This is a genomic window from Enterococcus sp. AZ188, from assembly GCF_050544075.1.
Classification (GTDB): domain Bacteria; phylum Bacillota; class Bacilli; order Lactobacillales; family Enterococcaceae; genus Enterococcus_D; species Enterococcus_D entomosocium.
In genome coordinates this window covers 367,071-382,400 of the sequence record NZ_CP172943.1, presented here as the reverse complement: position 1 = coordinate 382,400, position 15,330 = coordinate 367,071, and the positions used below count along the sequence as shown (strand labels likewise).

The following is a 15,330-nucleotide window of genomic DNA, read 5'->3' as shown; positions in this document are numbered from 1 at the left end:
CTTACTGCTCCTCTTTTTCATAGATTTGGTGGCCAAAAAATTCCACATCCTTCGCCAAACGAAACAATTGCGTCGCAATCTCTAATGGGGTCTCTGGAAAGTCGTTGTGAATCCAATTTTCCAAAATGCCTCCGCAGCCGTAGGAAAAGAATCGGCTATAAAATAGAATGTCTTGTTTCGTCAATTGCTGCTCTTGATCGACCTCCAAGAACAAGCGCTGAAAAAGCGGTTCTGTGATCTGTAAAAAACCGTTCATTAAGATCTCGCGGTCATAAGCCAGTGATTTGCGGTAAAAGGCCGGCGCTTGTTTCATTGCTTTCAGCATGCGCAAGGCGGCTTCTTCCCAGTTATCAAGGGAGACATCTTCTGTCGTCAAAAAAATCAGTGCATCTTGCCGATAGATCCATTGGATCAAAGCTTTTTTATCAGGAAAATGGTAGTAAAACGTCTGCCGATTGACTTGCGCCTTTTCGGCGATCTCCTGTACGCTGATTTTATTCACTTCTTTGGTCTCACAAAGGGTGATCAATGTCTGGCCAATCACAGCCTTCGTTTGTTTCCCATCCATCATAGGGCACCTCTTTTTCTTCTCTTTCTATCATACCAAATTTTCTACTAAAAAAAAATCCTATCAAATGGTCCTTTTTCACAGACCTTATCCGAACACTTCATCAGGGCAATAGATCCCTGTGTGCTTTTTGCATATGGTAGATTTCTGCAAAAAACGCCTGCCTTCATTTGAGGCAGACGCTGCTTTCGATAGTTAAACGGCAAGATGCTCACTGTGCCGTTTTGGTTTGAAATTGTTCTCTGCGAATCACGCTGATTTTTTCAGTAAAATTGGCCCAATCGATGGGTCTAGGTGGTGCTAGCCATAAAATATGGTCGATCCCCAACGCACCATAAAATGGCAGGTTTGAAAGAATCAGGTGCGTATGATCATCTGGGTAACTCTGGAATTGCACATTCAAATCGAGAATTTTTTCAATATTCTTTTTGATCATCTGGTTGTAGGAATCACCAAACGAAAAATCAACACAGACATATAAAGGAACCAAAATCTCTTTTAGTGGAATCGTAGAAACTAATAAAATTAGGTATCTAAAAAACAAAAACTCTTTATTGTTCCATAAGATCGGTCGATTACGACTTTCTTCCAGATAGTTGCGGCAAAACGCAGCATATTCAGGATACGTCTCAAGAAAATATGTGACATCCATGTATTGGTATTCATAACGAGAACTAAAAGAAAACGACAAGAGCTGGTAATGAATCGTAGTCGTTTCGACATGAAGCAGCGCCAACGTGTCAGTGGTTAGCGAAAACTGCTGTTGGACTGCCTGAATAAACTGCTCGTTTAATTGTTGGATATAGGTTTGTTCTTGGTCGATGTAGCTATTGTTGTCGATCAACCAGCCTTCAACGATCAAGAAGCGCAAAATATCTCGTGCCTCACGTTCTAGGACTTCTTGATCGTTGATCGTCAAGATCTCCTGCAACCAACGCTTCAAATCTTCAATGATCACTAAATGTTTTGGCAAGACTAAATCGTTTTCCACACTGTTTTGCATGAAATGTCCTTTAGACATCCGCGCCAAAACAATACCTAGATAATGTTTCTTGCGAATCCGCATGCGGGCAGACTGTTCTGGATTCAGCCAAGTACTTTCATTGAATCGATCAAAGGTTTTTTCTTTGTCCAAGATACCTTTTGGGAAAGGGGAATGGTTCAAATAATATTCCTTCATAAAAAAGAGAAAAATAAACTCCCGAATCTCACTTTCTTCACCCACCAGCTGAAACTCTTTCGTCACTTCAATGTCGTATTCTTTCAAGATCAGTTTAAACTGTTTAAATTCTTTATAGACGGGATTATGACTTAGATAGTGATTGGTAGCAAATTCGTATAAAGAAGACAATTGCTCAAAAAAGCATTCTTTCAACATAGAAAATTTTAACGCTTGATCTAGATAATAGGTCAGTAGTGTGTCTGAAGTTGCCAGCCCGGAGGCATTCAGTTTAATGACCGTCCCATCGGTCACGATCTCAAATTCCTCATTCAATCCTAGTTCATAAAAATCAAGATTCAATTCTTGAACGGTCTTATTGATCAGAAATTCCGACATGGTCAATTGGTCCATCAATGTTTCCTTCGTTTCAGAAAGAGCGACTGCGTTTTCCAAATATTGCAGCATCATCAATTTTCGTTTGTCCGCCTTATTCAAAAATGTCACAAACATGCGTTTTCAAGCCTCCGTTATTTTTTTGGCCATAAAGAACGTTTCCTGAAAATAGATAGCATAAGCTGGCAAGATACGAAGGTTTGTCATCCCCGTCACCATCCGTATTATTTCCCGGCAGTGCTAAATCGACAGCCAAACGATCCGACGCAAAAACATCTTCTAACATGACTCGTTGTGCTAAGTGCTTCTGTTTTTCCAAAAAACTGCTCTCTGGAAATGCGGATTGTTCCTGTTCTTTTTTCGGAACAGGTTCCGGTTCAGGAGCCGGCGATTCTTTGGATTCTTCCTTTTCTGCAGGCGGTTCATCTGCTTTTTCCGTACTTCCTTCTGGCGGATCCGTTGGGACGATTTCTTCTGAGGGGTCTAGCGGATTATAGATAGTCGCAAAAACAACTTGTTCTGTGACAAGATCGATCATTCCAATAATCATGCAGGCACCAATGACAAAACCAAATCTGCGTTTCATTTCTTCACCCTCCTTATCAACAGAGCTTCTTTTTGATGCTCTTTCTACGGCGCTGAACGTTTCAACAGTTTGTGAACGCCAAGCAGACATCCACTAATTATAAATAAAATAACAAATAAAAGAAACCAATTTTTTTCAGATTGTTGTTTCCATAACATTTCTTGTTTTTGAGCCAACACTCTTGCGCCTTGTGACGTACTGCCCATGGTCGCTGTGTTTTGCGACTGCCCGGCAGTTGCTTGCTCAACAGGAATCGCTGTCAGCACGTAGCGTTCTTCTGTTCGAGTAGGTGTGGGACAAGTAATCAATGTCAACTTTGGTGTCTGGTCATCTGTTAGAACCGACAAGTCGGATTCATCTACGACTTTTTTATCGATAATAATATACTGCTGGCGTTCCTCGAGGTAGGTTACGGACACTTCCATCCCCACCTGTGCTTCTAGCAATTGACCAAATAACAAACTTTGTCTACCGAGATGATGCCCTAAAACGACAAAATTGTTATTTTTTAACAAACGTTCCGGAAACATCACGACACCGCCTTTCAGCAGCTGCTGATTGGTTATCCCCACCAATAGCGGCTGCTGGAACTCGATCGCTTCAATTGCAACAAAGCCGTACCCGGTGATCGTTGCCGACTGCGGAGCCAATACATCCCCTAGAGCCGGCATTTGAATCGTTTCTTCTTCTGGAATCGTTGTCGGCAGCTGGGTCGCTATCGTCAATTCGCTTGTGCGTAATTGCCAACTGACGATGCTTTCTTTTAAAAAAGGAAGTGCCAACAAGAGGATACCTGCGATGATCAAGCCATCGATCAAGTATTTCTCAAGGTGCTCACGCTTCATCCGTTTCATTTTTTTTCTTTCGTCGGTACCATAAAAGCAGCAGTAAGGCGAGCAGCAGCAACAGACCGCCGATCAAGAAGTAAAGCCACGTGTAATCTGTTTCGATCGTCACATCTTTCTTATTAAGATCACGAGCAACATCGCCAGTCACTGTGAATTCTTTTTCGAAGCTCCATTTATAGAGATAGCTTTCTTCCTCGCCTTCTTCATTCTCCACTTTGTATTGTCCTTCATCGCTTTTCCCACCATAGGCCACGGAAGTCAACACATAGGTCCCTGCTTCTAAACGTTGTCCTTCCAAGGAAATTGGGTACGAGAAGTTTGAATTAGGTGCCATTTGCATTCGTGAGGTATCTGAAGCATACAAGACGTCACTATCGCCTTTCTTCTTCACTTCATTGATCAACCGTAAGGAATTTAAGTAAGCTGATTCAGGATTTTGCAACGTAACATTGATGGTATTGCGAGCGTTGACTTGTCCCGGTCCAACATCCAGCAGTTTTAGATCCGGCGTGACTTCTGTTGTATTTTGACGGAGTAAAATCGCAACGACATAGGCATACTCATTCTTGATGGCTAACCCTTGGTCTTCTTCACTGTCAGCAGTATCGGTTTCCGCTGTCGTTTCTTTCAAGGTCAAACCACCGGCAATAACCCCTTCAAACGATTCTGAGGGCATACTGATCTTTAAGGGTAAGGTGATTTGGGATTGTTTCGGGATCGTGATCTCTTCCTCCACTTCAATCAAATCAGCCATATCATAAGGCAAGGTTTCGTCCGCTTCGATGTCGTTTTCGCCATATTCCACGACCCCGTTTAGATTCGTAGTAGCAGAAGCGATCACTGGCGCGATGACGACCTCTTGATCGGTGTCATTGCGCAATTGGACTTCTACAGTTTGAACCGCTCCTGGCTCCATTTTCAAGTCAAAATAAGTCTTTTCTTTATCGATTTGATTCTCTGGAATCACTGGATTGACGGCAAAGTTAAATTCAGAAGCGGTTCCTATGGTTGGTACAAAAAAGAAAATACTTGCGAATAGGAGCGCCAAAAGCTGTTTGATTTTTTTCATGATGGATGTCCCTTCTTTCTATGTATTCTCCTTGAACCCTTTCGAGGTTCAAGGAGAAAGCTGGTACTTATGGGTTGGTTGGTGTGTCTGTTAGTAACCAAGTAAATGTGGTGTTGTATTGGCTGGCATATTTCGTCGTTGAGCCTGGAACTTCCAACTCAATGCTATCCATGGCTGCAGCTAAACTATCGCCCCAGCTCATTAAATAGGTCCCTGCCCCTTCGCCATCTTGGGCACTCATCACTAAGGATTGGGCACCATTTGGATTCAATGTGATCGTTGCGCTCACATTTGATGGTTTTGGTGACAATGAAGGAGTTACCACAGTTCCCTTCGTCAAACGAATTTGCGCAGCAGTCAATTCTTGATCTTCCGCTGTTTTGAACTGACCATTTTGGCGAACATTCAATGTCCAACCGCTCTCTGTTCCCCGATTGTCTGTCACTTGGACAAAATTCGGTCCTTCTTGATTATCACCAACTGAATCCACATATTTTTGAGTTTCCGCATGGTAGATCTCTGTTTTTGAGGTGATTTTTTGTGTGCCAAAGTAAAGGCTTGAAGCAAAATCAATCGATAGCGGTCCGTTCGTTCCCGGATTTGGTCCATCTGGGTCCGTTGGATCCACTGGTTTGATTGGATTTTCTGGATCTGGATCCGTTGGGCTGATTGGATTAGTTGGATCCGTATTTGGTTCAAAGGTGATTTGTCCATTTGAGTTGTATTCTGCACTGTCCGCTGCTTGTGCCAGCACTGGTGCTGCTAGGCTTAAGCCTAATACTGAGAGAAATGCTAGTGTTTTTTTCATGTCTATACTCCTTATCCTTCCGTTCCTGGTGTATCTGATAATACCCAAGTCAATGTAGTCGTGTAGCTAACGGCATCTTTTGGGGTGCTGCCTGGTACAGAAAGTGCGACTGCTTTGGTAATATCGGCTTGTACTTCTTGATCATCTTTGTCTATTTCAGTGATCGACTCAACACTTCCCCAAGCGTTGACCCATGTTCCAGCACCTGTTTGCTTTGCTGCAGTCATCACCACTGATTCAGCACCGGCTGCATCCAACGTGATCGTTGCTTCTGCCACGGGAGCTGTGACGCCAACCGCATTTGATTTAACGGCAGGACTTGTTAGGGTGATGACAGAACCTGTCAATTCTTTATTCAAGGTCGTCTCATTTTTAAATTGACCATTTTGCTTCACAGACAACCGCCAACCGGCATTACTACCGCGATTATCAGTTACTTGGACATAATTGGCAGTTTTTAATGTAGAAGCTGTGCCATCATCGTTCAAGTACCCTTGTGCTCGTGCATAATAGACTTCGTTTTTATTAGAGATTTTATTGACACCAAAATCTAAGCTAGAGGCATAATCGATCGATAATGGGCCATTCGTTCCAGGATTTGGTCCATCGGGATCGGTTGGATCCACAGGATTGACCGGGTTTTCTGGATCTGGATTTTCTGGATTGACTGGGTTCGTCGGATCAGTATTCGGAATAAAATCAACCGCCCCATTTGAGGTGTAAGAAGCCGCTTCGGCTGCTGAAACCTCGGTTGCTGCACTCGCTGCTGCCAAGACGGCAAGACTTACAAAGACCCATGCTGTTTTTTTCATTTCTATTTGACACTCCTTTATCTGTTTTACTGAAAATCAGTGATTTTAATTGCTTTCAGGGACATTCTTTAAATTCCAAGTCAATGTCGTCCGATACTCTTTGGCTAATTTTACGGAACTGCCTGGTACGTTTAATTTTACTGCCGTTGACCCTTCCGTTGCATCGTTCCCAAACTTGTAAATCCAAGTTCCCATTCCTTTTCCGACAGGTGCATTGACCAAGGTGATTTCACTATCGGGTACAAAGGTATGACTTGCAGTAACTGTTGGTGCATACTGCATATCGGTGACTGAAGTTGCTGCACCTGAGGCGATCGATAATGAAGCGCCGACTAGCTCTTCGTCATCAGCCGTTTTGAATTGTCCGTTTTGCACAACACTCAATGACCAACCTTCTTGCGTTCCTCGTTTATCTGTTACTTGCACATAGTTTGGTCCAGCAGCGCCAGCTGTGAACTCTTGCAGCTGTGCGTAATAATCTTTTGTTTCAGAAGTAATCAGTTGGTTGCCAAATTGAAAACTTGAAGCAAAATCAATCGATAATGGTCCAGCTGTTCCAGGATTTGGTCCATCTGGATCGGTTGGATCGACGGGATCCACTGGTTTTTCTGGATCGGTCGGATCAACTGGATTGGTTGGATTCGGGTCCGCTTCAAAAGTGATTGCTCCATTTGAAGTGTATTCAGCGGCATTAACGGTTGTTGGTAACAGAGCAGTGCTCATCAATAGAATGCCTGCCGTCAAGAAAAGTTTTTTCATTTTTTGTTCTCCTTTTGATTAAAATGATTCCTGCTGCCAACAAAACGACAAGACCACTGCTTTGATAGCTATTGAAGTGATCTGATCCTGTTGCCGGCAGAATATTGTTGCCTTTTTGATTAACTTGTTTATTCCCTGGCTGTTCTTTTACGGGCTCTTCTGGCTCCTCAACTGGTTCTTCATAGACGCCGAAAAAGGAAGTAATGCCATTGCTGTCATAAGCACCTGCTTCGGCTGCTGAAACGAGCTGAGGAAATATTAATAGACAGCCAGCAATAATACCGATCATGATTTTTTTCATTTGTTTTCCTGCCTTTATGGGTTGCCCGGTGCCGAAACCAGTTGCCAGCTCAAGGTTCCTTGATAGTCCCCAACTTTTTGCTGTTCGACTGGAACGGTAAGCTTGATTCCTTCATTCTGACTTTCGCCCCAGTGCTGATTCACGACGTATGTGCCATTTTCTGTCAATTCCGTTTCCTCGATGATCATTTCCCCACTGGTTATCATCTGTTCTTGACCGTTTGTCACAAAGCGGAAGACATCGGTTAATTGATCTGTCCCATCCGTTAATGGCTGTTGCTCTTTGACCGTCAAGCGCCATGGACTCCGTTCGGACCCTCTCGTATCTTTCACCGCTAGCTCACCTGTGATCGTTGGCCAATAATCTTGTGTTTCTGTGGCAACTTTCTGCTGCCCAAAATCAAAGTCTGTTGGCACACTGCTTAAAATAAGCTCGCCGGCAACTGCGACATTGACGACTTTTTCTGCCCGTTGACTGCCTGCTTCATAATGGTAAGCCGTTGATACATTTTTCAACAGCTCATCTTCCGTTGCTTGCTGGATCGCGGCAAAAGCTTGCGGATCGACAGTCGGTGGTATATTTGCCCGATTATCTGCAAAAATCGTGGTTGCTTGGGTATAGTCTGCCAAAGCGGCTTCATCTGTCAGCGCCGTTGCTTCTGGTAAGGTCAAACGGACATCTTTTGCATAGACGGCAAATTGCCGATCAGCAGAAATGACACTTTCATTTTTGACCACCACCAGATTCACGGTAGTTTCTGCCTGATTCTGATCGTTTTCCCCTACTGAAAAAGTGATCGCTTGTTTGCGGTAGACCGCTGTTTCTAACGGTTCTTGAATCGCAGCTAAGACCTCATCTGTCAGCGTATCCTTAAAGAAAGGACGCCCGCTGGCTTCGAGATAAGTCACGGCTTGTTCTTTGGTCAGCGATTGTGCCTCTTGCTCTGTAAGGATCACATTGCGGGCTTGGACTTCCGCCTTATTTGAGTAGCGGACACTAATATCGTAACTATACTCCCCATCAGGACTCGTCCAGTCAACTGGCTCTGAATCTGGTTGTTCCGTCAACTGCTGATCCGTGCTATCCAGCTTGCTGGATTTGATTTGCCCCGCATAGACCCATGAACCGGACGTTTGGGTTTCTGGTGTAAACGTCAATGTTGGCAATTCCGTTACCGTGTAGGGAATCAATAAACGCCCTTTTTGCACCTGTGTCCCCGCCTGCTCAGTTCCCCATGCTTGCAAGGTCAGCGGCGTATTGTTCTCTTTGACTGCCGTTACATTGTGACTAATGGCGCCAATCCCGTTAGCGACTCCCGGTGTTTCGACTTCGTAGTTAATGATCGAACCTGGTATCGCAATACCGTACCCGTTGGCTGCATTGGTCACATCGTTGTCCCCGATGAAGGTTTTCCCAGTCGCTTTTTCGATCCCGCTGAAGTTGATTGGCGTGATCGCTGCAGCATTAGCAGCAGTTGGATTTATAGTCAGTACTTGATAGGCACTAACCGCTCCAAACCACGTCCCTTGACTGTTGACTCGAGAACCTGCATCATTGGTCGTCGTTTTCAGCCACGTTAAATGATCTTTGTCCGTATCTGGTGTTGCGAAATCTGAAAGATTGATTCGCCCCGTTCCCGGCGGTGACTCAATCGTCCCTTTGTCTTCCACCGTTAACTTCGCGCCTGAAATCAAATTCGTTGCAGAAGAAATACCGATACCGGCATCCTTGGAAAGATGGATGTCACCGAACTGATGATAGGTCGTTGCGTGATTCGCAGCAGTGGCTGAACGGCCATTTTTGATGTCTCCCCCATTGGCCATTAGCTTGATGCCGTTTGTCACATTCAATTCGGTAAAGTTGACGATTCCCAGACCCGTCACAGCGATTGGATCAGTTTGATAAGAAGCTGTCCCATCGACATTTTCACCAAAGCTCATCTTCACTTGATTGCTGCTGTTGGCTACGATCGTGTTCGTAAAGTTGTCTGACGCATTTCCGCCTGAAATCCCATTGATACTTTTGGCTCCTTGAACCCGCATTTCGACATCTCTTAAAATTTGGCTGGAAGAAATATTGGAATAGTACGTGGTGTATAAATTCCCGATACTTGATCCTTCTGCCTGGATATTCATATAAATTTTGCCGCTTCTTGTATTGCTAGCAGTCCGTCCACCATCGCCATAGATCGTTGCACCATTCAGTGCATCTGAGCCCGGCTTTGTGTATATGTTCAATGTAATCGTATTGGAGCTGTCGGTCCCAACGATATTCGTACTGTTAAACGGATTTCCACCTGAGATATTCGTTCCTGAAGGAAGAGCAAACTCACCATCGTAATCTCTCAAATCCAATGTCAAACTAGCATTTCCTAATAACCGTCCATTGTTCGTAACACCGCCTGAAAAACCATTAGACCCTGTACGCGGGGTGCCTGAGAAGTTCCCGCCAAACACTCGATTATCTGAGTTTCCGTTAATGGTGTGGGAAGAAGCGACACCATAAGAAGCACCGAGTGAAGCATTGATCACCCCATCATAAACCGTTACTGCGACATTGCCGGTCACTAATAAGTCATCCCAGCCGCCACCAGATAAAAACCAGTCTACTTGCCCATTATTTACTGTCGTTCGTCCATCTCCGTAAACGCGGCGTCCAGTATACCCTGTTCCTTCTAGCGTATCGACGATCCCCGAATTCAAAGTATTGGAAGAATTCCCCTCAATGACACCTGAGAAGGAGCCACCGTAGGTCCAGCGAGCAACCGTGTTATTTAAGATCGTTTTGGTATTTCCTTTAATATAGATATCCCAAGCCGTACCAGGATAACCACCGCCACCAACGATGTCCCAACCAGAGGCGTTTCCTCTTGTTTTGTTGGTTGTTGAGTAATCTAGATTCGTTGGTCTGGTTCCTGTGTAAGCAATCCCATCTCCACCAGGACTACCATCCGAAGTGATCGTGCCAACTTCAATCGTCGTATTTCCTTCAACATAGCCGCCTCGACCAGCTGCCGTCGAATAAATCGCGCCATTTGAAAAGGAACCACTGACTAGATGAGAAGTGATATCGCCATAAACTTTAAAACTTGCCGCTGCTTCTGCCAGTGCTGCTCGTTGTTCCGGGGTATAATTGTCATACGTCGTCGTATTCGAAGCCCCCATTGAACTTTGAGTCAAGGTACTAACGTTGTTTCCCCCGCCGCCGTTAAAATCACCAATCCCCCCGACGCTCGCACTCGGTCCTGCTTTCACGGTGTTAACGATGTTCCCTGTGATGGTACCAGTATTCCGATTGCCACCTTCAAATTCACTACGTCCAGTGGAATAACTGCTAGCATCTAGGTTAGTCACGATGGCATCCTTAGAACGATCAGAGCCAATGTTGCCATAAAATGAACCGCCTATGAAACGATTGGCTGTGCCTGACCAACCGCCTGCACCAGAGATCGTACTGCGGATGGTGCCACCGATATTTCCATATTGAACGCCACCAGTAAAAGCACTTAAGCGAAAGCTTGTATTGGTCGTCTGGATCGTCGTTTCAACATTTCCTGTCACATTGGCTGTATTGGAAGCATTTGTTCCAAGACCACCGCCATAATAACTGCCTAATGTCCCATTCAAGCGATTGATTGCAACATTCGTGTTCCCATCAATCGTACCAATATTGGCACCTCCTGCAATCGTACTGATGCCGCCCACCGTATTATTTACGACAATCGCTGTATTCCCAGTCAATGTACCACCGCTTTGATTCCCACCATAGATGTTCCAAGTTCCAGAGCCTGTCGCATTTACAGTGATCGTCGGATTTCCAGTAAGGTCGCCATTGTTGCTTCCTCCATAAATAGCTAGGCCATTGCCGGTGGAACCACCGTTCAAGGAAAGACTATGCCCATTCATGTACATTCTCGTCCCCGTATAGTTGAGGTTTCGAATCACTACATCAGAACCGAAGTAGATGTCCGTGCCAAGTGCAACTGTTCGACTACCAGAAGTCAACGTTGTCGCATCTGTGATGGGATCATCGCCATGACCTGTGATGATCAAGCGGCTGACTTTTCCTTGTAGTGCATAGAAAGTCATGTTGGTATTATCAATTGTGGCTGGAATCGTCTTTGAAGTCAGATTCGTTGGCAGTGACAACGATCCACCCGAACCAACATACAAAGCAAATTCTTGGCCATTGCCGTTTTGATACATATCGAACAACGCTTGACGAATCCCTTCAGCACTATTGGTGTATTCTGCATATGCTGAATCATCTCCAGCTGGACTTGGTACAGCGATCACTTTCGTTTTATCGGCTTCTGCAATGATCTCTTTGATCGATTGTTCTGCCAACGAGATGTCCGCCGCTCTTGCCTTAACAGTCGGTTTAAAAACAGCGGTCAAGGTTTGATTCTCCGTGAGAATCAATTCGGTCAGCGCTTGACTTGTATAGACCGTACCGTCTAACGCCCATCCTTCAAAATTCCTATCATCTTCAAAAGCCGGCAGCTCACTTTCTTTTAATGCTTCCCCTTTATTTTTGCTGAACTGGATGCGAGTTTTTCCGGTAGCAAATACATGCTCAGTATCTGTTAGAAAGGTCACCTGGACTTCTTCTACAGCTTCGGATGACTCTTCTGTCTCAGAAGAAGATGTCTCAGTGGTTGCTGCAGTCGAATCTGCCGAAGCAGCTTCGCTAGATTCTTTTATTTCCGTTTGATTGGTTTCTTCCTGATTGTCGGTTGATGAAGCGACCGGCTCAGCAGAAGAAATCATTTGTTCTTCACTTGTTTTTGTAACACTTTCGGCTTGTGCCACTACCATTGCATATGAAAAACACGGACCTGATGTTAGTAGAAAAACAAGTAAAGTTGTTAAAAACCGTTTCACTTTATCCCTCCTATCTTAAAATAATAAACGTATCGCGCAGTGCACGCCCTGTGTTACAACTCTTAGTTTAGCGAGTTGACGAAAGAGAATTATAATTCTTTTTTTCTTCCATTCAAAATTATGATTATAATTGTTTTTTCATAATTCCAATTTTTGTAACTTCCACATCTTACAGCTATTAACTACTCATCAATTAAAAAAAGCTCAAATTATCAAGATGAATCATCGACTCTTTTCAAAAAAATGCTTTTCTCTTTCATAAATCATACAAAAAACGAGGGATAAATCAACACTATAAATTAAATTAAGATGAGAAAAATAAATAGAAAGTTAAAATATTTGACAAAAACTAATGTTCCAAAGGTCTTTTATATAAGCCAAAAATAGTAAGTTAAAAGAACGCTTCCCGTCTTCTCTCCGTAGTTAATGATAATGTTATAATCAAAAAATGAATAAAAAACGTTATTTAAAAATTTCAGCACACATAAAATAACAAAATAAAAAATATTATTTTTTTTATAAATCACTGATTTCGATAAAATAAGTAAAGTTATTTTTGAAATAACGCAAAAAAGAGACTGTGACAAAAGCCCATAAAAGAAAGCCGCAAGAAAGGCTCTATAATTTATGGGACTGATGAGTCAAAATTGATTCTTCAGCCTCATTTTCATTTTCGGTATTAAAAAACATATCGTTCTCTAATATGATTAAATCACGACAAAATAAACAAACTAAGAGGACGATAAGTGGTATGAATGATTCTATCAAATATGAATACAAAACAAGGAAAGTAATATTCAAAAAAATCTGAGCTAGAATGAGTTTCATCCTGCTCAGATTTATCTTTTTGCATATTAGCCTCTATTGAAAATAGCTATTATTCTCCAATGACTTGTGCGTATACATCGTTGCAAGATGTTGCCTCTCCATTAGCAAATGATACTGAATAGATGATGCCTCGGCTTCATTTGTTGCAGTAAAGTTTGTTGCTCTTATTGTAATTCCATCAATTTCCTTTTCCATAATCTAATCTGGTGGAATTGACGTATAATTCGCAATAAATGAATCAATTTTTTCACTTAGATCTGATACTTTTGGAGAATCAATTGATGATGTCGTTTCTGATGAATGAGTTTCATTAAGCAAAGAACTGCAAGAAGTTTCTGTTTCACTTGCTATTAGACTTTATGAGGTTGACTCTTCGGTTTTGTTATACGAATCTTCAAAGGATGTTTTATGTAGTTTTACATTATTCAAAAAACCATCTATAGCTACAAAGTACTCAATTGATTCTTCATCATCATTCAGGAAAAATGTCATATTGTTTTTATACTTAAATTTTATTAATTCGGGAAAAATATTTTTTAGCTCATCATCAGACACTTCAATATAAAATCCATTTCCAGACTTTTTCACTGTGTAAGGAAAACCAGGTGAATTATAATCATCATTTCCATAATCGATTATTTTTTTCTTTATCTATTCTAAAAGAAAACTCTCCTTCCCCTCGTTAGCAACACCATACCAATCACCATAGAAGTCTTTAGCTGGATCTACAGATAGAAAATAGCCCCCTACAAATCCAATTATAACCAACAAGATAAACCCTAATATTTTTATACTTTTTTCATAAATCCCCTATTATGTTCCTTTTTTAATAATACAGTATAACGAATATTATGCATTGAAAATCAAGTTTGTGCCGCAAAGAACGAAGATTTACTTGCATATTATCGTATTCAACTTTGTTCAATTTTACATCCTTTCCTACGTATTACAAAATTGTCAGGATATAAATATAACTTAAAATGTTTTTTATATATTGTAGCATGGTATATTAAATTTGTTAGTAAAATAATAATTAAAAAGGAGATTAAAACAATGAAGAAGTTTTTAATTAGTGTAGTGTTTGGTATATCAGTTTTAAGTTTTGGTCAAATAAATGGTTATGCAGATGAGAATGGTTTTGAGATAGATGAAACTAATCAATCATTAATTAATGAGGCAATATCCAATGAAGAGTCCAATAGAGATTATATTGATGGTGTAATTAGAATGTTTGAAGATTCTGATAGTGCTGAAGAGTTCAACGCATCTTTAAATGAGAGTTTAACAGTTTTAAATTCCTATGATGCCGAACAAGATGCATTGTTGGAAGAGTATAAAGCGGACGTTGCCGAATCAGTTGATCCTTTTTATGTTGAACCAAAGTCTAAGATAGGTGCTAGATCATCGGTAACTCCTGCAAATCCAGTTTATGCGGCTGCAATTGCTGCATACAATAAAGGTATATCAATGGTTAAGAAAAAAGGTCATAATCAGACTGCTGCTTATATGAATCACGCCATTATTTCTGCTGAGAATTACTATTGGAATCCAACATGGAAACCTTCGACATATGTTAATAAAAACGATAGCTGGGCAAAGACTGTAGACGGCGAGGAGTTAATGACCGCTTATTATTCTAGACTTAAAAAAGAAGCATTTTCTACAGGTAAAAAATCTGGTTCTTTCTCAGGAAGTTATACATTTCTAAGCGGCCAACTTCACACAGCATTACGTGGAGTTAGTTACACAGTAACTTATAAGAAACAAGCCAATGGAAATTATTGGACTCAAGTAAAGGTTACGGATATATTTGATTTCAAATGGGAGCTAAATGGTTATGATGGCAACTTCGAGGTGGGATTTGGAAACAATTATTGTTATGCAATGCAAAGAGCAGGCTTTATCATTCCTTATAAAATCGAAGTGATCCACGAAGTTTCTAGATAGTATAAAAAGAGATGAGCTCTACGCTTATCTCTTTTTGTTTAAGATATATATAATGGATTTTACTAGTGCACCCAAGAAAAGTATCAGGGCTAATACCTTAAAAACTACACCAAGTTCCCAGTTGATTGATCCTTCTCTTAAAAGCTCCTGTTTTTGGGATTTGCTTAGTCCTTCAACGCTTACAGGAATCCAATTTACACTTAAATAGACACCTATAAGTAGCGAAATCATTGAATATATATATAGGATTCTTATTTTTAAACCTTTTAAAAAGTTAATCATCTTAGCACTCCTTTACAAACTATTATATCAGAAAGCTAGCTTTAAATAATTATCGCTAATATAATTTAATAATTTGTGAGTACT

12 protein-coding genes are annotated in these 15,330 nt (G+C 41.7%); 1 reads left to right on the top strand and 11 read right to left on the bottom strand.

Annotated features, from left to right (window positions below; all coding sequences use genetic code 11):
- Position 1: 1 nt before the first annotated feature.
- From IGI86_RS01820 to IGI86_RS01775, 10 genes are all read right to left on the bottom strand, one after another.
- Entirely contained in the window at positions 2–571 is a 570-nt protein-coding gene (locus IGI86_RS01820; protein ID WP_005227190.1) for a TetR/AcrR family transcriptional regulator, read from the bottom strand.
- Positions 572–779: 208 nt separating this feature from the next.
- Positions 780–2,240, bottom strand: a complete 1,461-nt coding sequence (locus IGI86_RS01815) for a helix-turn-helix domain-containing protein (RefSeq protein ID WP_016611450.1) — start codon at positions 2,238–2,240, stop codon at positions 780–782.
- Positions 2,218–2,709 (bottom strand): hypothetical protein, encoded by a 492-nt coding sequence (locus IGI86_RS01810; RefSeq protein ID WP_016611451.1) that lies wholly within the window; start codon positions 2,707–2,709, stop codon positions 2,218–2,220. The genes IGI86_RS01815 and IGI86_RS01810 overlap by 23 nt, the downstream gene beginning before the upstream one ends.
- A 44-nt stretch (positions 2,710–2,753) precedes the next feature.
- Positions 2,754–3,554 (bottom strand): class A sortase, encoded by an 801-nt coding sequence (locus IGI86_RS01805; protein ID WP_016611452.1) that lies wholly within the window; start codon positions 3,552–3,554, stop codon positions 2,754–2,756.
- Positions 3,544–4,626, bottom strand: a complete 1,083-nt coding sequence (locus tag IGI86_RS01800) for a DUF916 and DUF3324 domain-containing protein (protein WP_016611453.1) — start codon at positions 4,624–4,626, stop codon at positions 3,544–3,546. The genes IGI86_RS01805 and IGI86_RS01800 overlap by 11 nt, the downstream gene beginning before the upstream one ends.
- Positions 4,627–4,693: 67 nt before the next feature.
- The gene (locus IGI86_RS01795; RefSeq protein ID WP_005232357.1) at positions 4,694–5,434 is read right to left on the bottom strand and encodes a WxL domain-containing protein; all 741 of its coding nucleotides are present in this window, start codon (positions 5,432–5,434) and stop codon (positions 4,694–4,696) included.
- A gap of 11 nt (positions 5,435–5,445) precedes the next feature.
- Complete coding sequence (locus IGI86_RS01790; protein ID WP_086332927.1) at positions 5,446–6,246, bottom strand: WxL domain-containing protein; 801 nt, start codon at positions 6,244–6,246, stop codon at positions 5,446–5,448.
- 45 nt (positions 6,247–6,291) lie between these two features.
- Positions 6,292–7,005: a WxL domain-containing protein gene (locus tag IGI86_RS01785; protein WP_016609549.1), complete on the bottom strand. Its 714-nt coding sequence runs from the start codon at positions 7,003–7,005 to the stop codon at positions 6,292–6,294.
- Positions 6,938–7,306, bottom strand: a complete 369-nt coding sequence (locus IGI86_RS01780) for an LPXTG cell wall anchor domain-containing protein (RefSeq protein WP_008376260.1) — start codon at positions 7,304–7,306, stop codon at positions 6,938–6,940. The genes IGI86_RS01785 and IGI86_RS01780 overlap by 68 nt, the downstream gene beginning before the upstream one ends.
- 14 nt (positions 7,307–7,320) lie before the next feature.
- The gene (locus tag IGI86_RS01775) at positions 7,321–12,189 is read right to left on the bottom strand and encodes a hypothetical protein (protein ID WP_430617684.1); all 4,869 of its coding nucleotides are present in this window, start codon (positions 12,187–12,189) and stop codon (positions 7,321–7,323) included.
- A 1,881-nt stretch (positions 12,190–14,070) separates the two neighbouring features.
- On the opposite strand from IGI86_RS01775, the gene IGI86_RS01770 reads away from it, so the two are divergent.
- Positions 14,071–14,964 carry a hypothetical protein gene (locus IGI86_RS01770; protein WP_430617683.1) on the top strand — a complete coding sequence of 298 codons (894 nt, stop codon included), beginning with the start codon at positions 14,071–14,073 and terminating at the stop codon, positions 14,962–14,964.
- A 24-nt stretch (positions 14,965–14,988) separates the two neighbouring features.
- On the opposite strand, the gene IGI86_RS01765 is transcribed toward IGI86_RS01770, so the two are convergent.
- Positions 14,989–15,246, bottom strand: a complete 258-nt coding sequence (locus tag IGI86_RS01765) for a hypothetical protein (protein ID WP_008376271.1) — start codon at positions 15,244–15,246, stop codon at positions 14,989–14,991.
- Positions 15,247–15,330 lie beyond the last annotated feature (84 nt).